This is a genomic window from Devosia sp. Root635 (assembly GCF_001427605.1).
In the GTDB taxonomy this organism is placed as follows: domain Bacteria; phylum Pseudomonadota; class Alphaproteobacteria; order Rhizobiales; family Devosiaceae; genus Devosia.
Map to the genome: position 1 here is coordinate 224507 of NZ_LMGZ01000020.1, position 20726 is coordinate 245232.

Sequence of the window (20726 nt, forward strand, 5' to 3'; positions counted from 1 at the left end):
CAACAAGGGAGGAATAAATGAAGCTCGATTCAGTCATGCGACGGGCCTTGCTGGCCGGGGCGTCGTTCGCCGTCGTGGCGGCGCAGCCGGTGTTGGCCCAGGATTTTCCGCAGGGCGGCACCCTGCGCATCGCCATCTCGCAGATGGCGCCGTCTCCCGATCCGGTGGTCACCACCTTCGGCGTGAACTGGGCCACCGCCGGCGTGGTCTGCGAGGGTCTCTTCGCGCTCGACGAAAGCTGGACGCCGCAGCCCATGCTGGCCGACAGCTTTGCCTATAGCGAGGACGGCAAGACGCTGACCGTCACCCTGCGCGACGGGCTCAAGTTCCATTCCGGGGCGCCGCTCACCTCGACCGACGTGGTGGCTTCGCTGGAGCGCTTCCGTGAATCGGCCGGCATCGGCGCCGCCTTCAAGGGCGCGGTTTCGGCCATTGCGGCGCCCGACGCCAAGACAGTGGTGTTCGAACTGCCGGCGCCGTCGCCGATTATTCCGGGCCTGCTGGCCGGGTCGCAGGCGGTGATCATGTCGACGGCCTCGCTCGAAGGCGCTTCGCCCACAGAGGCGACGCGCGGCCTCGACTGCACCGGCCCCTATACGCTGACCGAATACCAGCCCGACCAGGGCGTTACCATGACCCGCTGGGACGACTATGCCAGCCGCAGCGAGCCCAGTTCCAGCGCCTCGGGCATGAAGCATGCCTATGCCGACCAGATCGTGTTCCGCCTGATGCCGGAAGCCTCGGTGCGCCGCGACTCGCTGATAACAGGCGAGATCGACATTGCCGGCGAACTGCCCAGCGATTTCTACGATGCGCTGCAGAACGACCCCAATACCGAAGCGGTGGTGGTGCCCAACAACCAGTCGTTGACCGTGGTGTTCAACACCAAGGAAGGCGTGGCCGCCGACGTCAACCTGCGCCGGGCCATGTATTACGCGCTGGAGATGGAGCCGATCATGCTCGCCTCGGTGGGCAATCCGGAATTCTACAGCCTCGATCCGAGCTGGATCCCCGACCCGAATTCGTTCTGGTACACCACGGCGGGCGTCCCCGAGGGCTTCGGTACGCCCAACCCGGACAAGGTCAAGGAATACCTGGCGGCCTCGAACTACAATGGCGAGCCGATCCGCTGGCTGGTGGCCTCCGAGCAGTACCAGAAGCATTTCCTGACCGCGATCACCGCCTCCCAGCAGCTCGAGGAATACGGGATCAACGTCGAAATCGTGGAATCGCCGATGGCCAACTATATCCAGGCCCGCGCCGACGCCACGGCCATGGACGCCTTTTCGAGCTTCCTGCCGACCTATGTCGATCCGACCTCGATCGCCTATTTCAACGCCAGCTATCCCGGCTTCTGGGAAGACCCGGACAAGATGGAGCTGATGCAGCAGATCGCCACCACCATCGATCCCGATGCGCGCAAGGCGATCTTCGAGAAGCTGCATGCCCTGGCTTATGACCAGTTCCCGTTCATCAAGTTCGGCACCGAGGCGAACATGTATGGCATCCGCAAGGGTGTGGGGAATCCGGCCCGCATTCCCTCGCGCGCCGGCGACTACTACAATGTCGCCCCGCCCCCGCAGAGCTGAGCGATGACCTTTACCCAGGCGACATCTCCCGACCGCCTGCCCGGTGGTGACGAAGAGGCCTTCGTCACCACCAACAAGACGGTCTGGCAGCGGCTGCTGGCCAATCCGACGGCCATGGCGTCCATCGTCATGCTGGCGGTCCTGACCCTGAGTGCGGTGCTTGCGCCGCTCCTGGCGCCGGGCAACCCGCTGCGCGTCAGCCCTGCCGACCGTTTCATACCCCCCGGCGCCGAGCATTTCTTCGGCACCGACAATCTGGGGCGCGACATGTTCAAGATGGTGCTGCATGGCGGCCGCACCTCGCTTTTCGTGGGGCTGGTGGTCACCGCCATCTCCATGTCCATCGCTGTGGTGCTGGGCGCGATTTCCGGCTTCTATCGCCAGGTCGACGTGGTGCTGATGCGGCTGGTCGATGGGCTGATGGCCTTTCCCGGCATCGTGCTGGCCACCGCCGCCGCCGGCATCATGGGGCCGTCGATGACCACGGTCATCACTTCGCTCTCCATCGTGCTGATCGCCCCCAGCCTGCGCGTGGTGCGCGGGCAGGTGCTGGTGGTGCGTGAATTGCAGATGATCGAGGCCGCCCGTTCGGTGGGCGTGCCGACGCTGCGCCTGTTTACGCGCTACATCCTGCCGGCCGTCAGCTCGCCAATTCTGGTGCAGGCATCGTTCATCTTCTCGGCTGCCGTGCTGGGCGAGGCGGGCCTGAGCTTTATCGGCGTGGGTATCGGACCCAAGGAACTGAGCTGGGGCAATGCCTTGACCGAGGCGCGTAACTACATCGCCCAGGCGCCGTGGATCGTGCTGTTTCCCGGCCTGGCACTGATGCTCACCATTCTGGCCCTCAACCTGCTGGGCGACAGCCTGCGCGATATTCTCGATCCGCGCCTGGCACGGAGGCGCTGACATGCTGCCCTATCTCGGAAAACGGTTCCTGCTGATCCTGCCCACGATCTTCGTGCCGCTGATCCTGGTCTTTCTGCTGCTGCGCCTCTCTCCCGGCGATCCGGCCGGCATGATGCTGGGCGACCAGGCCACGGCCGAGCAGATCGCCGCCTTGCGGACCCAGCTCGGGCTCGACCAGCCGATCTGGGTGCAGTTCCTGCTCTGGCTCAAGGGCATCGTCACGCTCGACCTGGGCAATTCGATCTTCTTCCGCGAGCCTGTCATGCAGATCATTCCGCGCTATGCCGGGGTGACCATCTTGCTGACGCTGGTGGCGCTGACGCTGGCCGTGCTCATCGGCGTCTCCATGGGCCTGGTCTCGGCGATGAACCGCAACAAGCCGATCGACCGGGGCGTGGTGACGACCGCCGTTCTGGGCATTTCGCTGCCCGAATTCTGGTTCGCGCTGCTGCTGATCTTCCTTTTCGCGGTGACCCTGCGCTGGTTCCCGGTGGCCGGCTACAACCCGCCTTCGGCCGGGATCGTCGCCTTCGCCGCGACCATCTTCATGCCGGCATTGGCTTTGGGCGTGCGGCAGTCGGCGCTGATGACGCGCATGATGCGCTCCTCCATGCTCGACGTGCTCAACGAGCCCTATATCACCACCGCGCGGGCCCAGGGCCTGCCCGAAAGCACCGTCATCGGCCGCTATGCCATGCGCACCGCCGCCATGCCGGTGATAACAGTGGCGGGCCTGTCCGCCGGCTACATGCTGGGCGGCGCCGTGACCATCGAGATTATCTTTGCGCTGCCGGGCCTTGGCCGCATGCTGGTCGAGGCCGTGGGCCGGCGCGACTATCCGCTGGTCGAGGGTGGCGTGCTGACCATTTCGCTGGTGCTGGCGGTGCTCAATCTCGCCATCGACCTCGTCTATGCCATTCTTGACCCCCGGATCCGCTATCAATGACCGCGCATATCGCTCCACTGGCGGCCGATCCTGTGTCGCCCAATATCGAACGCCGCACCGTGCTTGCCGTGGAAAATCTTGGACTTTCCCTGCGCAATGCCGACGGCTTGCTTCCTATTGTCACCGACGTCTCCTTCTCCATTCGTGAGGGTGAGGCGGTGGCCCTGGTGGGCGAAAGCGGCTGCGGCAAGTCGATCACCGCGTCGGCCATCATGGGTATCGCGCCGGACAATTCGGTCATAACAGGCACCATCACGCTCAACGGCAAGGTGATCTCCGGCCTGTCGCCGAAAGACCGGCGCAAGCTGTGCGGCCGGCATATGGGTTTCATCTTCCAGGAGCCGATGACGGCGCTCCACCCCACGCTCAGCATCGGCCGGCAGATGACCGATACGCTGAGGCACAATCTGGGGCTGGGCCAGGCCGAGGCTACCAATCGCGCCGCCGAGCTGCTGGATCGGGTCGGCATCCCGCGCGCCCGCGACATCCTCAAGGGCTATGTGCATGAACTGTCGGGCGGCATGCGGCAGCGCGTGATGATCGCGCTTGCCATCTCCTGCGGCCCTTCGTTGATCATTGCCGACGAGCCGACCACGGCGCTGGATGTGACCATCCAGGCCCAGGTGCTCGACCTGCTCGACGATATGCGCCGGGAAATGAACCTGGCCATGCTGTTCATCACCCACGATCTCGAAGTGGTGGGCGATTTCTGTGAGAAGGCAGTGGTCATGTATGCCGGCGACGTGGTCGAGCGCGGCTTGAGCGCCGATGTGGTGCAGGCCCCGGCCCATCCCTATGCGCGCGGGTTGATCGATGCGGTGCCGGCCCATGACGATGGCCGTACGCGGCTGACCCCGATCCTGGGTACGGTGCCGCCGGTGGGGCAGTGGCCGGAAGGCTGCCGCTTCGCGCCGCGCTGCAACCGCGCCGATGACCAATGCCGCGCCCGCCCCGCGCTCGAGCGGCACGGCCCGACCGACGCCCGCTGCTGGCACCCGCTGGAGACCATGGCATGAGCCCCGAAACCGTCCTCTCCGTCACCGGCCTCTCCAAGTCGTTCCGAGCCGTCAAGGCGGTGCGCGACGTGAGCTTTTCCATCCCGCGCGGCAAGACTTTCGGGCTGGTGGGCGAATCGGGGTCGGGAAAGTCCACCACGGCGCGACTGGTGCTGCGGCTGGTGGAGCCGACCGCCGGGTCGATCAGCTTCCGGGGCAAAGACTTGGCCGGACTGTCGAGCGGCGACCTGCGCGCCGAGCGGCGTCACATGCAGATGATCTTCCAGGACCCGTTCGGCTCGCTCAATCCACGCATGAGCGTGCGCGACACGCTGGTCGAGCCGCAAGTGGTACATGGCATCGGCACGCCCGCCGAGCAGTTGAAGACCGCCGAGCGGCTGCTGGCCGAGGTGAGCATGCCGCGGGCGGCGCTCGATCGCTATCCGCATGAATTTTCCGGGGGGCAGCGCCAGCGCATCGCCATTGCGCGGGCTCTGGCGACCAATCCCGAGATGATCGTCGCCGATGAACCGGTCAGCGCGCTCGACGTGTCGGTGCAGGCGCAGGTGCTCAACCTGATGCGCGACCTGCAGGACCGGCACGGCACCACCATGCTGTTCATCTCGCATGACCTGCGGGTGGTGCAGTTCATGTGCGACGAAATCGGCGTCATGTATCTCGGCGAGATCGTCGAGCAGGGGCCGCGCGATCGCATCTATGGCGCCCCGGCCCATCCCTATACCCAAGCCCTCCTGGCCTCGGCTCCGGGCAAGGCGGGTGGCCAAAGGGCACGGCTCAAGGGCGAAATTCCCAGCGCCCATGCCGTGCCCAGCGGCTGCGCCTTCCGCACCCGCTGTCCGCATGCCTTCGAGCGCTGCACGGTTGAAAAACCGGCCATGCGCGCTATCGGTGGCGGACAAAAGGCCGCCTGCCACCTGCTCGATGCGGCGGCCGCGGCATGAGCGGGGCAAGTATCGTCGATGTTGCCAGTCGCGATGCGGTCTATCGCGGCCTTCGCGACGAGAAGGGGGACCGGTTCCTCGGCATCCGTTATGCCGAGGCACCTCTGGGTGCGCTGCGCTTCAAAGCGCCGGTGCGGTTCGAGAACAGCGGCCTGGTCGACGCCACGCGCCATCGCGTCGCGCCGCCGCAGGCTGTTCGCGCCATGCCGGCCTGGGCCGCCAGGGGGGATGGCTTCGAGACTGGCGAGGATTGCCTCAATCTCAACGTCCATACGCCGGCTGCCGACCATGCGCGGCGGCCGGTGATCGTCCACGCCTTTGGCGGCGGCTTCCAGGGTGGGGCGGCGCATGGCTCCTTCCATGACGAGGCGGCCTTTACCCGCAAGGGCGATGTGGTGCTGGTGCGGCCCAATATGCGGGTCGGCGCGCTGGGCTTCCTGCATCTGGGCGCGGCCTTCGGCCCGGACTACGCGGCGGCCAATCGCGGCATGCTCGATTTCATCGCGGCTTTGCACTGGGTCCGCGACAATATCGCGGCCTTTGGCGGCGATCCCGATAATGTCACGCTGGCCGGCATGTCCTCGGGGGCCTTCACCATCGCAGCGCTGTTCGGCGTGGATGGCGTGGCCGACCTCTATCGCCGGGTCTGGCTGATGAGCGGCCCGGCCAGCCGCATCATCGCGCCGGAAACCGCGACCTCGTTGACCGCCGATTTTCTCGAGCGAACCGGCGTGGCGGCGGGGGATGAAGCGGCATTGCAGGCGCTGCCCGTGGCCACCATCCTCGCGACGCAGGAACAGGTGCTGGCCACCCATCTGGGCGAGCGCAATGCGCCGGGCGGGCGGACTTTCGGCATTGTGCTCGATGGTGAGAGTTTGCAACGCCACCCGCTCGACGGGTTGGCGTCCGGGCGTTTCAGGGACCACCGCATCGTCACTGGCTGGGCGCGGGACGAGGCGCGCATGTGGTACGCTTTCGGCATGATGCCGGAGGTGGAGAGCCGCGCGGCCTTGCTGGCCTCCATCGCCCGTTTCGATGGCACCGATGCCGGGGCCAGCCTCGCCGCATTGGAGGCGGAGCGGTCGGGGCTGAGCTTCACACAATATGAGGAGATATTTCTCTCCCGCGCCATCTATCGCGAGCCGGCCCTGCGGACGCTGAAGACGCATGCTTCTGCCGGCGGTACCGGCTTTGCCTATGAGTTTGCCTGGGTGCCGGCTTTCGAGGGCGGACGGCTGGGCGCGGCGCATGGCTCGGATGAACCCTTCGTCTTCGGCGACCTGGGCCGGGTGCCGCTGGCCAGGGGCGACGGGGCTGCCGAGGCGCTGGCGGCCGGGATGTCGGGAGCGCTGTTCGCCTATGCGCGGAGCGGCGACAGCGGCTGGCAACCCTATTCGGCCGGCGGCGCCGTGGAGCGTTTTGACTAGCTACCGCGGCCGGCACCGCGGGCGGCCGACAGGGCCTGGCTGCCATTCATGAAATAGCGCTCGAAGAGTGGGCTGGTGGCGGCGCCGATGGCGCGGGCATTGCCGCCCACCATGCCGGCCTCGATCTGCGGGGTGACCAGCCCACGCATGTCCTGATTGACGAGGTAGCGCCGGGTGCGCTCGACCAGCGCCTGCTTGACCGGTTCGGGGAAGGCGCCATCGATGACGATGGCCTCGAAATCGATGACGGCGCAGACCGACAGGCTGGCCTTGGCCAGTTCCTGCGCCGTCTGGCCCAGCCAGGGTTCGACGAAGCGGGTGAGGTGGCCCCAGTCCTGCGGCTGCGCCCACAGCTCGTTGGGGTCGATGCCGAATTCCGCCAGCCGGGCTTCGAGCAGGTGGATGGAGGCGGTATCGATCAGTTGCTGGCTTTCGCCATGCGGGCCGAAGCTGCGCAGCGAGCCCAGCGCCCCGGCATTGCCCTGGTGACCCTGATAGACCGAGTGATTGAGCACCACGCCGCCGCCGATAAAGGCGCCGACGAAGAAATAGGCGTAGTCGCGGAACTCCTTGCCGCGGCCATAGATATGCTCGGCCTGGCACCCGGCGGTAGCGTCGTTGACCACGCTGACGGGGAGGCTGGTGAAGGCGGCCATCTCGGCGTGGAAATCGACATCCTTCCAGGATGAGAATGCATCGGCCGGGGCGCCGACCAGCTCGTTCCACTTCCACAATTCGAACGGGGTGGCGATGCCGATGCCGCAGATGCGGTTCCGCTCGGCCGGGCTGCACCGCGCCAGGATCGACTCCATCCCCTCACGCAGGAAGCGGAAGATCGGCTCGGGCATGGGATATTTATAGGTGAGCTGGAGTTGGTGGCGTACCGTGCCGCGGAAATCGCTGAGCAGCAGCACGGCGCTGCGCCGCCCGATCTTGTAGCCAAAGGACAATACCCCGCCTTCAGCCAGGCTCATCGGCACCGAGGGCTTGCCGACCTTGCCCTTGATCGGCGTACCGCGCGATAGCAGGCCTTCGGCCTCCATTTCGCGCAGGATAATGGAAACCGTCTGCGGCGACAGGTTTGCCATGCGCGCCAGGTCGCTGCCGGCGGTGGGGCCATTGCGCTGCAGCAGCGTCAGCAGCAGCCGCTCATTATAGTCGCGCACGCCACTCTGATTTACGCCGCTGCTGAGGGATCGGATGATTATGGGGCCCATGGCGGGCACCATAGTTGGAGCTTTGCCGGGGCGGAAGGTGGTCCGCGACAAATAAATAAATAAATTAGATTTATATATTGACGCGCGGTTTTGAACTGGCCACGATAGGGGCGTCCAATCAGCGATAGGCCAGCAAGGACCGGGAGGAGCCCGGGTCCGGCGACGGCCCAGGGAGAGAAAATGAACAAGCTGCTTTTGAGCACCGCATTGTGCTTTGCCGTCCTGTCCGTGCCGGCAATGGCGCAGGAGGTTTCGGCCTGCCTCATCACCAAGACCGACACCAACCCGTTCTTCGTCAAGATGCGCGAAGGCGCCGAGGCCAAGGCGGCCGAACTGGGCGTGACGCTCAAGTCGTTTGCCGGCAAGGTCGACGGCGATCATGAAACCCAGGTCGCTGCCATCGAGACCTGCATTGCCGATGGCGCCAAGGGCATCCTGCTCACCGCCTCCGACACTTCGGCCATCGCCCAGTCGGTGCAGAAGGCCCGCGATGCCGGGCTTCTGGTGATCGCGCTCGACACCCCGCTGACCCCGGCCGACGCGGCCGACGCCACCTTTGCCACCGACAACTTCCTTGCCGGCGAACTCATCGGCAAATGGGCCGCCGGCAAGCTGGGCGCCGAAGCCGCCAACGCCAAGATCGCCATGCTCGACCTGGCTGTCAGCCAGCCGACCGTCGACGTGCTGCGCGATCAGGGGTTCCTGTCGGGCTTCGGTATCGAACTGGGCGACCCCAACAAGTGGGGCGACGAAACCGATCCGCGCATCGTCGGCCATGACGTGACGGCCGGCAACGAGGAAGGCGGCCGCAAGGCCATGGAAAACCTGCTCGCCAAGGACCCGATGATCAACGTGGTCTATACCATCAACGAGCCGTCGGCGGCCGGCGCCTATGAAGCGCTCAAGTCCTTCGGGCGCGAGAACGACGTGCTGATCGTCTCGGTCGATGGCGGCTGCCCCGGCGTCGCCAACGTCAAGGACGGCGTCATCGGCGCCACCTCCCAGCAATATCCGCTCGACATGGCGGCTCTGGGCGTCGAGGCGATCAAGACCTGGTCGGACACCGGCGAAAAGCCGGCGCCCACCGAAGGCAAGGATTTCTTCGATACCGGCGTCAAGCTGGTGACCGATACCGCCGTCGACGGCGTCGACTCCATTGACAGCGCCAAGGGCGCGGAGCTCTGCTGGGGCTAAGTCCAGCCGGCCTGACGAGACTTCGAGGGGCGGACACTGCGTTCGCCCCTTATGCGATATGAACTGGGGAGGAGAGCCCATGTCGAGCGAACCCGATCTGGAGGCGGCCAGCGTGGCGCGTTCCGAGGCCGTCGCCACCTTCGATCATCAACCCGCCGGGCTGTTGCCCCGGCTCCAGCATGCCCTGCACAGTACGCCCTCGCTGGTGCCGCTCATCGTGCTGGTGCTGTCGATTGTCATCTTCGGCGCGCTGCTGGGCGGCAAGTTCTTCTCGTCCTTCGCGCTGACGCTGATCCTGCAGCAGGTGGCGATCGTCGGCATTGTCGGCGCCGCGCAATCGCTGGTCATCCTGACGGCGGGCATCGACCTTTCGGTCGGCGCCATCATGGTGCTGAGTTCGGTCATCATGGGCCAGTTCACCTTCCGCTACGGACTGCCGCCCGCCGCCGCGATCGTCGTGGGCCTGGCGGTCGGCACCCTGGTCGGCTTCATCAATGGCTGGCTGATCGCGCGCATCAAGCTGCCGCCCTTCATCGTGACGCTGGGCACCTGGCAGATCGCGCTGGCCAGCAATTTCCTCTATTCGGGCAATGAAACCATCCGCGCCCAGGAGATCGAGACGCAGGCGCCGCTGTTGCAGTTCTTCGGCCAGACGGTGAGCTTCGGCGGCGCGGTCTTCACCTATGGCGTGTTTTTCTTCGTGCTGCTGGTGCTGTTGCTGGCCTATGTGCTGCGGCACACTGCCTGGGGCCGCCACGTCTATGCCGTGGGCGACGACCCTGATGCCGCCGAGTTGTCGGGTGTCGATACCAGGCGCATCCTCATTTCGGTCTATATGCTGTCGGGCCTCATCTGTGCCTTTGCCGGCTGGGCCTTGATCGGCCGTATCGGCTCGGTGTCGCCGACCTCGGGCCAGACGGCCAATATCGAGAGCATTACCGCGGTGGTGATCGGCGGCATTTCGCTCTTTGGCGGGCGCGGCTCCATTATGGGCATGCTGTTCGGAGCGCTGATCGTCGGCGTGTTCTCGCTCGGGCTGCGTCTGCTCGGCGCCGATGCGCAATGGACCTACCTGCTGATTGGCGCGCTCATCATCGCCGCCGTGGCGGTGGACCAGTGGATCAGGAAGGTGTCGGTCTGATGGAACCCATTCTCAGGGCCCGCGGGCTCAACAAGCGCTATGGCCGGGTGACGGCGCTCGACAATTGCGATTTCGACCTGATGCCGGGGGAAATCCTGGCAGTCATCGGCGACAATGGCGCCGGCAAGTCGTCCTTGATCAAGGCACTATCGGGCGCTATCACGCCCGATAGTGGCGAGATTTTCCTCGAAGGCCAGCCGGTGAGCTTTCCCTCGCCCATCGCTGCCCGCAATGCCGGGGTGGAGACCGTCTACCAGACGCTCGCCATGTCGCCGGCCCTCTCGATTGCCGACAACATGTTCATGGGGCGCGAGTTGCGCAAACCCGGTTTCATGGGCAGCGTGCTGCGCCAGCTCGACCGGCCGGAAATGGAGCGGGTGGCGCGCCAGAAGCTCAGTGACCTGGGCCTGATGACCATCCAGAATATCAACCAGGCGGTGGAAACCCTCTCGGGTGGCCAGCGCCAGGGCGTCGCGGTGGCGCGGGCCGCGGCCTTCGGCAGCAAGGTCATCATCCTCGACGAGCCGACGGCGGCTTTGGGCGTCAAGGAATCGCGGCGCGTGCTCGACCTGATTCAGGACGTGCGAGCCCGCGGCATCCCGATCATCCTCATCAGCCATAACATGCCCCATGTCTTCGAGGTGGCCGACCGCATCCATGTGCACCGGCTGGGAAGGCGCCTCTGCGTCATCGACCCCAAGGACTATACCATGTCCGACGCGGTGGCCTTCATGACCGGGGCCAAGGCGGCACCGGGGCTGGCGCTGGCCTAGTCCCGAAACCGGGGCCATTTTCGGCGGACATGCTTTAGCATGGCTCCTGAGTCGCCACCGCTAAGGACATACCGATGAGCAAAGCCACGACCGCCCGCGCCCCGGTGACGCCGCTGATTTTGCATGACCCGTTCATGAGCGTGTGGTCGTGGTCCGATACGCTGACCGACACTTGGCCGGCCCACTGGGCCGGCAAGCATCAGCAGATGAGCGGCATGCTGCGCATCGACGGCCAGCCGTATCGCTTCGTCGGCCGCTCCAATCGCATGGCCGACAAGGTGCCGGCGATGGAGCAGCTATCGCGCGAGGTGACGCCTTTGCGCACCGTCTATCGTTTCGCCGCCGGCGGGATCGAGCTGACGCTGAGTTTTACCAGCCCCCTGCTGCCGGACGATCTGGAACTGCTCGGTCGGCCGGTGAGCTATGTCGACCTTTCGGTGCGCTCGACCGATGGGCGGGAGCACACGGTCGCGGCCTATTACGACTGGTCGGCCAACTGGACGGTGGGCGATGCCGAAACCGAGCTGAGCTGGGGCCGCCATCGCGCCGGTCCGGTCGAGGCGCTGTTTGTCGGCGCGGCGGAACAGCGTCCGCTCAAGCGCTCGGGCGACGAGGTGGCGATCGAATGGGGCTATCTGTTCGTGTCGTCGCGGCCCGGCATGCCGGTGGCCGGGGCTTTTGGCGATGGGCATGCCCTGCGCCAGGGCTTTGCCACCACCGGCGCCATTCCCGACCGGGACGATGTCCGCGAAACGAGGCCGCTACGCATGCCGGCGGGTAGCTCGCACAAGGTCACCGCTTTCGCCACGGCGCTGGGCCAAGTCGGCGCTGCGGCGAAAACCTGGAACCTGGTGGTCGCCTATGACCAGGTCTGGGCCCTGACCTATTTCGATCGCCGCCTGCGCCCCTATTGGAGCCGCAACGGCCAGTCGGCCATCGGCTTGATCGAGACGGCCTGGGCCGAGCGGGACGACGTACTGGCGCGCGTCGCGGCATTCGATGCCGGGCTGATCGCCGATCTCGAGACCTCGGGCGGCGAGATTTACGCCCGGCTCGGCATCCTGGCTTTCCGGCAGTGCCTCGGCGCTCATATCATGGCCGAGGATTTCGGCGGCGACCTGCTGCATTTTTCCAAGGAAGGCAGTTCCAACGGCTCGATGGGCACGGTGGACCTGACCTATCCCGGCGCGCCGTTTTTCCTGCATTTCAACCCGGCTTTGCTGGAAGCGCAGATGCGGCCGGTGCTGGCCTATGCCAAATCGGGCCGCTGGCCCTTCCCCTATGCGCCGCACGATGTGGGGCACTATCCCTGGGCCAATGGCCAGAACTATGGTGGCGGCGACCGTACCGAGCATGACCAGATGCCGGTCGAGGAAAGCGGCAACATGCTGATCCTTGCCGGCGCGCTGGCGCAGAAAACCGGCAGCACCGCTTTGGCCGAGGCGTTCTGGGCCGAGCTGACCAGTTGGGCCGAATACCTGGTCGAAAGCGGGCTCGATCCGGACAACCAGCTCTGCACCGACGACTTCGCCGGACACATGCCGCACAATGCCAACCTCGCCATCAAGGCGATCCTGGGCATCGGCGCCTTCGGCCAGCTCTGCCAGACGCTGGGGAAGCCCGAGGCCGAGCACTATCTGGCGACAGCGCGCGACTGGGCGAAACGCTGGGAGCAGATGGCCGATAGCGGCAGCTCCTATCGCCTGGCCTTCGACCAGCCCGGCACCTGGAGCCAGAAATACAATCTGGTCTGGGACCGGATTCTCGGGCTGAACCTGTTTGATACCGGGATCGCCGAGACGGAGCTGGCGCATTATCGCGGCAAGCTCAACCGCTATGGCCTGCCGCTCGACAGCCGCAAGGCCTATACCAAGCTCGACTGGCTGGTGTGGTCGGCGTGTCTCACCGGCAGGCAGGACGATTTCGACGCCATGCTGGCGCCGCTGGCCTCCTGGCTCGACGACGCGCCGCAGCGCGTGCCGCTGTCGGACTGGTTCGAGACCGATACCGGCAAACAGCCCGGCGGCCACGGCTTCTGGGCCCGCTCGGTGGTGGGCGGGATTTACATCAAGCTGCTGCTGGACAAGGCGTAGGCACTGGGTGGACACAATCATGTCCACACCACCGGGCGGCCTCTCCCTTTTGGCGGGGGAGGCTGGGGGCGGCGGTTGGCCTGACCATCGGGGCTGAGCACCCCAACCTTGATCCCCTTCCCCGCCAGGGGAGGGGGTCGACTGAAGCATCGAGAAAACCGATCGGCGCCGATGGGACCTACAGCCGCAGCCCCGCTGCATCGAAGGCGAGGCATGCGGCAGGGTCCAACCCGATACTCACCTCGGCGCCGGCCGGAATGGCTGAGTGGCCTTTCTGCTGGATGGTGATCTTGGCGCCGTTGCGGCCGCTGGCATAGACATAGGAGACGCCGCCAAGCTGCTCGACGACCTGTGCGGTGGCGGTCAGCATGGTGTCGCCGGTCTCTACGAAATGCTCGGGGCGGATGCCCAGCGTCACCGTGTCGCCAACCTTGGCCGAGCCGCCGCGCGTTCGCACCACCACCGGGCTGCCGTTGAAATCGGTCGGCTGCAGCGTCGCTGCCCGGCCATCGAAGGCAGTGACGGTCGCGGCGAGGAAATTCATCCGCGGCGAGCCGATGAAGCCGGCGACGAAGATATTGTCGGGGTTGTCATAGAGATCGATCGGCGTGCCCTGCTGCTCGATGCGCCCGGCGCGCAAAACCACGATCTTGTCGGCCAGCGTCATGGCCTCGACCTGGTCGTGGGTCACGTAGACCATGGTGGCGCCGAGCTCCTGGTGCAGCTTGGCAATCTCGATGCGCATCTGCACGCGCAGCTCGGCATCGAGATTGGAGAGTGGCTCGTCGAACAGGAAGGCCTTGGGCTGGCGCACGATGGCACGGCCGATGGCGACGCGCTGGCGCTGCCCACCGGAGAGCTGGCGCGGCTTGCGGTCGAGCAGTTCGTCGAGCTCGAGGATGCGGGCCGCCTCGGCGACGCGGGTGGCCACCTGGTCGCGTTTCATGCCGCCCATCCTGAGGCCGAAGCCCAGATTCTGCTCGACGGTCATATGCGGATAGAGTGCATAGGACTGGAACACCATGGCGACGCCGCGCTCGGCCGGATCGAAATCGGTGACGTCCTCGCCCCCGATCAGCACCTGCCCGGCACTGGGTTCCTCCAGCCCGGAAATGGTGCGCAACAGCGTGGACTTGCCGCAGCCGGACGGGCCGACAAAGACCACGAAGGCACCATCCTCGATATCGAGATCGATGCCGTGCAGCACCGGCACGGCGCCGAAGCTCTTGTTGATTCCGCGCAGTTTCAGCTCGGCCATTTGTGCGTCTCCTCCTCTTGCGCAGTGGTATCGACGGTCTCTGCCATCTGATGCCTTTGGGCGCGGTATTTAGTGAGTCATCGAAACTAAAAGACAAGGTCGATCTACGATATGCCCTGCCGGCGGCGATCACCTATCCATATAAAGTGCTGGAAATAAGCAATAAAAAGCAATTCCGAACATAGACAGCCTTGCTGACCATTGATTGAGGCACGTACGTCTTGCCTATCTTTTACGGAATGCGTAGAAAGTATCAAGCGGGGATCGCACGGGAGGACGTGCCCCCTGCCGCAGCCGGGAGGTGCCCATCAGAGGTGGCCCCCGGACTGTCGTGAGGACATGAGGAGGAAGACCATGAAGAAGCTTGCGCTCGCCGCAATGCTCAGCGTCGCCGCCATTTTCCCGGCCGCTGCCCAAGAAGTCGTCGACTGGATGCACATCGCTTCGATTCCGGAGGAAGTCGCCCTGATGGAAGCGGCCGTGGCGGAATACGAGGCGGCCAATCCCGACGTGAAGATCAACATGCAGTTCCTGGAAAACGAGGCCTTCAAGGCCAAGCTGACCACTTTGCTGCAGTCGGACGCCGCCCCCGATATCTTCTATTCCTGGGGTGGTGGCGTGCTGACCGAACAGGCTGCAGCCGGCGTGCTGCGTCCAGTCGAGGATCTGGTCGATCCCGCCGTCGCCGAAGCGCTCGGCTCAGGCGGTATGTCAGCCTTTACCCGCGACGGCCATATCTACGGCCTGCCCCAGCAGGTGAGCGAGGTCGTGCTATGGTACAACAAGGCCCTGTTCGAGCAGGCAGGTGTCGATCCGGCAAGCCTCGAAACCTGGGACGGCTTCCTGGCCGCGATCCAGACCTTCAAAGATGCCGGCATCACGCCGCTGGCGGTCGGGGCCAAGGATAAATGGCCGGCCCATTTCTGGTGGTCCAAGCTGGTCGTCCGCCTGGCCGGGCAGGATGCGTTCGATGCGGCGCGCAAGGGCGAGAATGGTGGCTTCGCCGCCGAGCCCTTCGTCAAGGCCGGCGAAATGTTCCTGCAACTAGCCGCACTCGAACCGTTCCAGGAAGGGTTCCTGGCGGCTTCCTATGGCGATGCCTCGGGCTATTTCGGTGACGGCAAGGCCGCGATGCATCTGATGGGCGACTGGGACTACGGCGCCATGAAGGACAATTCGGCCAACAAGGAAGGCATTCCCGACGACCAGTTGGGCATCCTGCCTTTCCCCACCATCGAGGGCGGCGCCGGTGACCCCACCGATACGCTGGGCGGCATCAATGGCTGGCTGTTCCACAAGAACGCCTCCGACGCCGCCGTCAAATTCATGGAATGGTATACCTCGGCCGAAGTCGGGTCGCGCTTCGGCAATGCCGGGTTCTTCATCCCGATCGCCGCCGGCGCAGCCGACGGCATGACCAACCCGTTCAAGGTGCAGATCGCCCAATCCATCAACAATGCGCACTGGCACGCCATCTTCTTCGACCAGGAGCTAGGACCGCAGGTCGGTGGCGTGGTGAACGACATCTCCGCTGAACTCGCGGGCAATGCCCTGTCGGCCGAAGAGGCCGCGGAGCTGGTGGAAGAGGCTGCGGCCGACATTCGCTAGACCTTGCCTGCGCCCCCGGCGGACGCTCTCCCATGTGTCCGCCGGGGCTCTTTGCCGAGGAATTGCCCGAGGATTAGCCCGTGACCACGATCGCCTCGTCCGCCGCACTATCAGCGCCGCGCCGCGCCCGGCGCTACATGGACCGCAAAAGCCTGGTGCCGCTGTTGCTGTTCATCCCGCCGGCGCTGATCCTGTTCGTCGTACTTGTCGTGCTGCCGATGATCGATGCGGCCAGCTTTTCCTTCTTCGACTGGACCGGCTACGGCCCGATGACCGACTTCGTCGGCTTCGAGAATTACGACGACGTGCTGAGCCACCGCCATTTCGGGACTGCGGTGCGCAACAGCCTGCTCGTCATCGCCGTCTCGCTGCTGGTGCAACTGCCGCTGGCCATGTGGGTCAGCCTGGCGCTGGTGGAAAAGCGCTGGAGCGTCAACGTCATCCGCACGTTGTTCTTCCTGCCCTATATGCTGGCCGAAATCGCCGCCGGCCTGATCTGGAAATTCGTCTATGACGGCAATTATGGCATCATCCCCACCGTCGGCGACGCCATCGGCGTGGAAATGCCCTTCGTGCTGGGCGACAAGTTCTGGGTCATGCCCGCCATCATGCTGGTGATCGTGTGGAAATATTTCGGCTTCCACATGATGATCTATATCGCCGGCCTGCAATCCATTCCGAGCGAGGTGATCGAGGCGGCCCGGCTCGACGGCGTCAAGAAATGGCAGATCGTGCGGCATATCAAACTGCCGATGATCTGGGGCTCCATCGTCATCTCGGTGTTCTTTTCGATCATCGGCGCGCTGCAATTGTTCGACCTGGTGATCCCGCTGTCCAATGGTGGCCCCAACAATTCGAGCCACACCATCGTCACCTTCCTTTACCAGTTCGGCATCCTGCGCATGAAACTGGGCTTTGGCGGCGCCGTCAGCGTCATGCTGTTCATCGCCTGCGTGGTCATCACCGTGATCTACCGCCGGCTGCTGTTTTCGAGGGAGGTCGACTGATGGCCGACACAAGCATGGATCGCAAGCGCCGGCGGCGCCCCGAAATCTCGGCGTTCCAGTGGCTGACGCTGGCCCTGGTCGCCGCCTTTATCATCGTGCCGTTCTACACCACGATATTGGGCGGCTTCAAATCGATCGGCGAATTGCGCACCAATCCCTTCGGCCTCCCGGCCAGTTGGGATCCGGCCAATTTCACCGGTATCATCTTCGAGACGGCCCTGTTCCGCTCGCTGTGGAACTCGCTGTTCATCGCCTGCTCCACTGTGGTCCTGTCGGTATTGGTCTCGTCCATGGCGGCGTTCGCGCTGGCCCATATCCGCTTTTTCGGTAGCAAGTTCCTCATGAGCTTCTTCATGCTGGGCCTGCTGTTTCCGGCGTCCACCGCCATCCTGCCGCTGTTCATCAAGCTGCGCGACCTCGGCCTGCTCGACAAGCATCTGGGTATCATCATCGCCCAGGTGGCCTTCAGCCTGGCCTTTTCCATCGTGCTGTTTCACAGCTTCTTCAAGCGCCTGCCGGGCGAGCTGATCGATGCGGCGCGCATGGACAATTGCGGCTACCTCAAGATCTACTGGTACATCACCCTGCCGCTGAGCCTGCCCATCATCGCCACGGTCGGCGTGTTCAATTTCGTCGGCAGCTGGAACAGCTTCCTGTTGCCGCTGATCGTGCTCAATACCGACAGCAACTACACCTGGCCGCTCGGCATCATGCAGTTCCAGGGGCAATATGGTTCGGACTGGCCAAAAATCCTGGCCTATCTGACGCTGACCATCATCCCGGCGATCGGGTTTTTCCTGCTGGCGCAGCGGTATATCATTTCCGGCCTGACGGGCGGGGCGGTGAAGGGGTAGGCGCTGTGGCACTCTCTACGGCACGCCATCCGGGGCAAGCGCGCAGGATGGCGCGTCGGCGTCCCAGACGATTTCCACCGTGGAATGGGTGATGCCGTAGTCGGCGCCCAGCGCCTGCTTGACCGCCTGCGTCACGGCGCTGGCATTCGCGCCCGGCGCCAGCATGATTTCCAGTGTCGCCACCGGCCGGCCCGAGGTGATCGACCAGACATGCACATGCCGCACGGCGGCGAGGCCGGGCACTTCGGCGACCAGCGCCTTGCCCAAATCCTCGATCACCACATTGCCCGGCGTGCCTTCCATCAGGATATGCAGCGAACTGCGGAACAGTTTCCAGGCGCTGCGCAGCACCAGCAGGCTCACGAGAACCGACAGGATGGGATCGATCGGCATCCAGCCGGTGAGCCAGATAGTGACGGCGGCGACGATGGCGGCGACCGAACCCAGCAGGTCGCCCAGCACATGCACCATGGCGCCGCGGATATTGACGTGTTCCTTGTCGCCGCGCGACAACACGAGGAAGACGGTGACATTGATGACGAAGCCCAGCACGGCCACGATGAACATGGGCCCGGCCAGCACTTCATGCGGCGTCATGAAACGCTGGATGGCCTCGTAGACGATCCAGGCGACCAGGGCGAAAAGCGTGACGGCATTGATCAGCCCGGCGACCACTTCGAGCCGCATGTAGCCGAAGGTGCGCTTGCCGTCCGAGGCGCGGCGGCCGAAACGGAAGGCGGCCCAGGCCAGCAGCAGGGCGGCGGCGTCGGTCAGCATGTGGCCGGCATCGGCAATCAGCGCCAGTGAGCCGGAGAGCAGGCCGGCCACGACTTCGGCCAGCATGAAGCCGGCCGTCAGCAGGAAGCCGATGAGCACGACACGCTCATTGCCGGCACTCACCGTTGGCGCGTGGCTGTGGCCTGCATGGTCGTGGTCCGAATGATCGTGTCCGGCGTGGTCGTGGCCCGTGTGGTCATGGCCGTCGTGATGCTCATGCTCCGCATGATCGGGATCGGCATGCTCATGGCCGGCGTGATCGTGCCGGTGGGCCATCGGGCCCTGTTCCTTGCTGCCAAGCGCCATCGTTCTGCTCCTCGAAATCCTTTCATATGAATACATGTTCATATGTTTGGATCAAGTCAATCGCGACGGCGGGCCGGCGCTTAGGTGTCGCTGTCCTCGCCGTGGTCTTCCATCGCGTGCTCGATCATGTCGGCCAGCATACGGGCGATATGCTGGTCGGCTGTCTCGTAGAACACCTGCTTGTTGCGCCGCGTTCCCCGCACCAGCCGCGCTGCGCGCAACAGGCGCAAATGGTGGCTGACCAGTGAGGGCGAAGCGTTGACCGCCCTGGCGATATCGCCAACCGCGATGGGTTCGGAGAGACAGGCCAGCAGCACGCGCAGCCGCGTCGGATCGCCCAGCAGGCGATAGGTTTCGGCGATGACGGATATCTGGGCGTCGCTGGGTGTGCTCAAGGCGATGACTCGATGGGCTTGCTGAACCAAGAGGTAAGGCGCTTCGGCGCATGACGCCAGAGGGTGGCTCCATTCGCCGCGTCGTGCCAAGCTGGCGAAAAGACGAGGAGGAGTCGACCATGGGTTTCCGCGCATTGCTGACCGACCGGGATGCCGAGGGCAAGGTGACATCGGCGGTCGAGGTGCTGGACGATGCGCGCCTGCCCGAGGGCAATGTGACGGTCGATATCGACTGGGCGGGGCTCAACTACAAGGATGGCCTCTGCCTGACCGGCGGAGGCGGGCTGGTGCGCACCTATCCGCATGTCGGCGGCATCGACTTTGCCGGCACGGTGCGCGAGAGCGGTGACGCCCGCTACAAGGCGGGCGACAAGGTGCTGCTGACCGGCTGGCGCGTCGGCGAGACGCATTGGGGCGGCTATGCCGAGCGAGCGCGGGTCGATGCGGACTGGCTGGTGCCATTGCCGCAAGGGCTGACGCCGCGCGACGCCATGACCGTCGGCACGGCGGGCCTGACCGCCATGCTGGCCATCGACCGGCTTGAAGCGGCCGGCCTGAAGCCGGAGGCCGGCGAAGTCCTGGTGACCGGCGCGGCCGGCGGGGTGGGGACCATCGCCACGTCCATGCTGGCGCGGCTCGGCTATCAGGTCGCGGCCCTGTCGGGGCGCCCTCAGCATGCCGAGGCGCTCAAGGCCCTGGGCGCGGCTGATTTGGTCGACCGCAACGCGTTCCTGGCCCAGCCCGACAAGCCGCTTGAATCGGCGCGCTGGGCGGCGGTGATCGACAATGTCGGCGGCAGGGTGCTGGGCAAGGTTCTCAAGCAGGTGAAATATGGTGGGGCTGTTGCCAGTATTGGCAATGCCGGCGGTATCGAGCTCTCGACGAATGTATTGCCGTTCATCCTGCGGGGGATAAGTTTGTTCGGCATCGACAGTGTGATGCAGCCCTATGCGACGCGTGTGGCTGCATGGGAGAGGATTGCCGGGACCTTTGATCTGGGGGCCTATGCCGGGCTGGTGCGCGAGGTGGGGCTGGAGGCGTTGCCCGGCGCGGCGCGGGAGATATTGGCGGGTGAGGTGAAGGGGCGGGTGCTGGTGAAGGTGAGGTAGCCTATATCGTCACCCAACCACCGCGCGTCATCCTCGGGCTTGACCCGAGGACACTTCACGCTCCGCAAGTACAGAGCCCTCGGGTCAAGCAACTGTGGATTGTTTGACGATAGCATTGAGGATGGTGATGAACTTTCTCATTGCAGCGTTGATGGCGAGTTTGAAGGGT

Annotated in this window: 18 protein-coding genes; 14 read left to right on the forward strand and 4 right to left on the reverse strand. The window is 64.9% G+C overall.

Features of this window, described 5'->3' with window-relative positions; genetic code table 11:
- Positions 1–17: 17 nt before the first annotated feature.
- From ASD80_RS14025 to ASD80_RS14050, 6 genes are read left to right on the forward strand one after another with little or no spacing between them, the layout of a single operon-like run.
- Entirely contained in the window at positions 18–1589 is a 1572-nt protein-coding gene (locus ASD80_RS14025) for an ABC transporter substrate-binding protein (protein WP_082555299.1), read from the forward strand.
- A 3-nt stretch (positions 1590–1592) separates the two neighbouring features.
- On the forward strand, positions 1593–2495 hold the full coding sequence (locus ASD80_RS14030) for an ABC transporter permease (protein WP_056233896.1): 903 nt from the start codon (positions 1593–1595) through the stop codon (positions 2493–2495).
- Position 2496: 1 nt separating this feature from the next.
- Positions 2497–3441 carry an ABC transporter permease gene (locus tag ASD80_RS14035; protein WP_056233898.1) on the forward strand — a complete coding sequence of 315 codons (945 nt, stop codon included), beginning with the start codon at positions 2497–2499 and terminating at the stop codon, positions 3439–3441.
- Positions 3438–4457: an ABC transporter ATP-binding protein gene (locus tag ASD80_RS14040; protein WP_082555300.1), complete on the forward strand. Its 1020-nt coding sequence runs from the start codon at positions 3438–3440 to the stop codon at positions 4455–4457. Before ASD80_RS14035 ends, ASD80_RS14040 begins: the two co-directional genes overlap by 4 nt.
- Positions 4454–5398, forward strand: a complete 945-nt coding sequence (locus ASD80_RS14045) for an ABC transporter ATP-binding protein (protein WP_056233900.1) — start codon at positions 4454–4456, stop codon at positions 5396–5398. The genes ASD80_RS14040 and ASD80_RS14045 overlap by 4 nt, the downstream gene beginning before the upstream one ends.
- Entirely contained in the window at positions 5395–6825 is a 1431-nt protein-coding gene (locus ASD80_RS14050; RefSeq protein WP_056233901.1) for a carboxylesterase family protein, read from the forward strand. Before ASD80_RS14045 ends, ASD80_RS14050 begins: the two co-directional genes overlap by 4 nt.
- On the opposite strand, the gene ASD80_RS14055 is transcribed toward ASD80_RS14050, so the two are convergent.
- On the reverse strand, positions 6822–7991 hold the full coding sequence (locus tag ASD80_RS14055; protein WP_200950330.1) for an ROK family transcriptional regulator: 1170 nt from the start codon (positions 7989–7991) through the stop codon (positions 6822–6824). The two genes, ASD80_RS14050 and ASD80_RS14055, sit on opposite strands and share 4 nt — an antisense overlap.
- Positions 7992–8222: 231 nt before the next feature.
- Here ASD80_RS14055 and ASD80_RS14060 point away from each other — a divergent pair, with 231 nt between their 5' ends.
- The 4 genes from ASD80_RS14060 to ASD80_RS14075 all read left to right on the forward strand — a co-directional run bounded on the left by ASD80_RS14060 (position 8223) and on the right by ASD80_RS14075 (position 13243).
- On the forward strand, positions 8223–9236 hold the full coding sequence (locus ASD80_RS14060; protein ID WP_056233902.1) for a sugar ABC transporter substrate-binding protein: 1014 nt from the start codon (positions 8223–8225) through the stop codon (positions 9234–9236).
- Positions 9237–9315: 79 nt separating this feature from the next.
- On the forward strand, positions 9316–10377 hold the full coding sequence (locus ASD80_RS14065) for an ABC transporter permease (RefSeq protein WP_056233904.1): 1062 nt from the start codon (positions 9316–9318) through the stop codon (positions 10375–10377).
- The gene (locus ASD80_RS14070) at positions 10377–11150 is read left to right on the forward strand and encodes an ATP-binding cassette domain-containing protein (protein WP_056233906.1); all 774 of its coding nucleotides are present in this window, start codon (positions 10377–10379) and stop codon (positions 11148–11150) included. Before ASD80_RS14065 ends, ASD80_RS14070 begins: the two co-directional genes overlap by 1 nt.
- A 74-nt stretch (positions 11151–11224) precedes the next feature.
- Positions 11225–13243, forward strand: a complete 2019-nt coding sequence (locus ASD80_RS14075; RefSeq protein ID WP_056233908.1) for a glutaminase domain-containing protein — start codon at positions 11225–11227, stop codon at positions 13241–13243.
- A gap of 178 nt (positions 13244–13421) precedes the next feature.
- Here the strand turns inward: ASD80_RS14075 and ASD80_RS14080 are convergent, their stop codons facing one another.
- On the reverse strand, positions 13422–14501 hold the full coding sequence (locus tag ASD80_RS14080) for an ABC transporter ATP-binding protein (protein ID WP_056233910.1): 1080 nt from the start codon (positions 14499–14501) through the stop codon (positions 13422–13424).
- A 354-nt stretch (positions 14502–14855) separates the two neighbouring features.
- Between ASD80_RS14080 and ASD80_RS14085 the strand changes: the two genes are divergently transcribed.
- The 3 genes from ASD80_RS14085 to ASD80_RS14095 all read left to right on the forward strand — a co-directional run bounded on the left by ASD80_RS14085 (position 14856) and on the right by ASD80_RS14095 (position 17970).
- On the forward strand, positions 14856–16109 hold the full coding sequence (locus ASD80_RS14085) for an ABC transporter substrate-binding protein (RefSeq protein WP_056233912.1): 1254 nt from the start codon (positions 14856–14858) through the stop codon (positions 16107–16109).
- Between the two features lie 80 nt (positions 16110–16189).
- Positions 16190–17116, forward strand: a complete 927-nt coding sequence (locus ASD80_RS14090; protein ID WP_056233914.1) for a carbohydrate ABC transporter permease — start codon at positions 16190–16192, stop codon at positions 17114–17116.
- Complete coding sequence (locus tag ASD80_RS14095) at positions 17116–17970, forward strand: carbohydrate ABC transporter permease (RefSeq protein WP_082555302.1); 855 nt, start codon at positions 17116–17118, stop codon at positions 17968–17970. Before ASD80_RS14090 ends, ASD80_RS14095 begins: the two co-directional genes overlap by 1 nt.
- Positions 17971–17985: 15 nt before the next feature.
- On the opposite strand, the gene ASD80_RS14100 is transcribed toward ASD80_RS14095, so the two are convergent.
- Positions 17986–19053, reverse strand: coding sequence for a cation diffusion facilitator family transporter (locus ASD80_RS14100; RefSeq protein WP_244489010.1), 1068 nt, complete (start codon positions 19051–19053; stop codon positions 17986–17988).
- 80 nt (positions 19054–19133) lie between these two features.
- Positions 19134–19448 carry an ArsR/SmtB family transcription factor gene (locus tag ASD80_RS14105; RefSeq protein ID WP_244489011.1) on the reverse strand — a complete coding sequence of 105 codons (315 nt, stop codon included), beginning with the start codon at positions 19446–19448 and terminating at the stop codon, positions 19134–19136.
- Between the two features lie 119 nt (positions 19449–19567).
- On the opposite strand from ASD80_RS14105, the gene ASD80_RS14110 reads away from it, so the two are divergent.
- Positions 19568–20557 carry an acryloyl-CoA reductase gene (locus ASD80_RS14110; protein ID WP_056233959.1) on the forward strand — a complete coding sequence of 330 codons (990 nt, stop codon included), beginning with the start codon at positions 19568–19570 and terminating at the stop codon, positions 20555–20557.
- The last annotated feature ends 169 nt before the right edge of the window (positions 20558–20726 follow it).

Excerpts from the sequence above, each read along its gene's own strand:
- ASD80_RS14060 (WP_056233902.1), top strand. The coding sequence starts at position 8,223 with ATGAACAAGCTGCTTTTGAGCACCGCATTGTGCTTTGCCGTCCTGTCC.
- ASD80_RS14025 (WP_082555299.1), top strand. The coding sequence starts at position 18 with ATGAAGCTCGATTCAGTCATGCGACGGGCCTTGCTGGCCGGGGCGTCG.
- ASD80_RS14080 (WP_056233910.1), bottom strand. The coding sequence starts at position 14,501 with ATGGCCGAGCTGAAACTGCGCGGAATCAACAAGAGCTTCGGCGCCGTG.
- ASD80_RS14085 (WP_056233912.1), top strand. The coding sequence starts at position 14,856 with ATGAAGAAGCTTGCGCTCGCCGCAATGCTCAGCGTCGCCGCCATTTTC.
- ASD80_RS14075 (WP_056233908.1), top strand. The coding sequence starts at position 11,225 with ATGAGCAAAGCCACGACCGCCCGCGCCCCGGTGACGCCGCTGATTTTG.
- ASD80_RS14095 (WP_082555302.1), top strand. The coding sequence starts at position 17,116 with ATGGCCGACACAAGCATGGATCGCAAGCGCCGGCGGCGCCCCGAAATC.
- ASD80_RS14045 (WP_056233900.1), top strand. The coding sequence starts at position 4,454 with ATGAGCCCCGAAACCGTCCTCTCCGTCACCGGCCTCTCCAAGTCGTTC.
- ASD80_RS14110 (WP_056233959.1), top strand. The coding sequence starts at position 19,568 with ATGGGTTTCCGCGCATTGCTGACCGACCGGGATGCCGAGGGCAAGGTG.
- ASD80_RS14065 (WP_056233904.1), top strand. The coding sequence starts at position 9,316 with ATGTCGAGCGAACCCGATCTGGAGGCGGCCAGCGTGGCGCGTTCCGAG.
- ASD80_RS14070 (WP_056233906.1), top strand. The coding sequence starts at position 10,377 with ATGGAACCCATTCTCAGGGCCCGCGGGCTCAACAAGCGCTATGGCCGG.
- ASD80_RS14030 (WP_056233896.1), top strand. The coding sequence starts at position 1,593 with ATGACCTTTACCCAGGCGACATCTCCCGACCGCCTGCCCGGTGGTGAC.
- ASD80_RS14050 (WP_056233901.1), top strand. The coding sequence starts at position 5,395 with ATGAGCGGGGCAAGTATCGTCGATGTTGCCAGTCGCGATGCGGTCTAT.
- ASD80_RS14100 (WP_244489010.1), bottom strand. The coding sequence starts at position 19,053 with ATGGCGCTTGGCAGCAAGGAACAGGGCCCGATGGCCCACCGGCACGAT.
- ASD80_RS14035 (WP_056233898.1), top strand. The coding sequence starts at position 2,497 with ATGCTGCCCTATCTCGGAAAACGGTTCCTGCTGATCCTGCCCACGATC.
- ASD80_RS14040 (WP_082555300.1), top strand. The coding sequence starts at position 3,438 with ATGACCGCGCATATCGCTCCACTGGCGGCCGATCCTGTGTCGCCCAAT.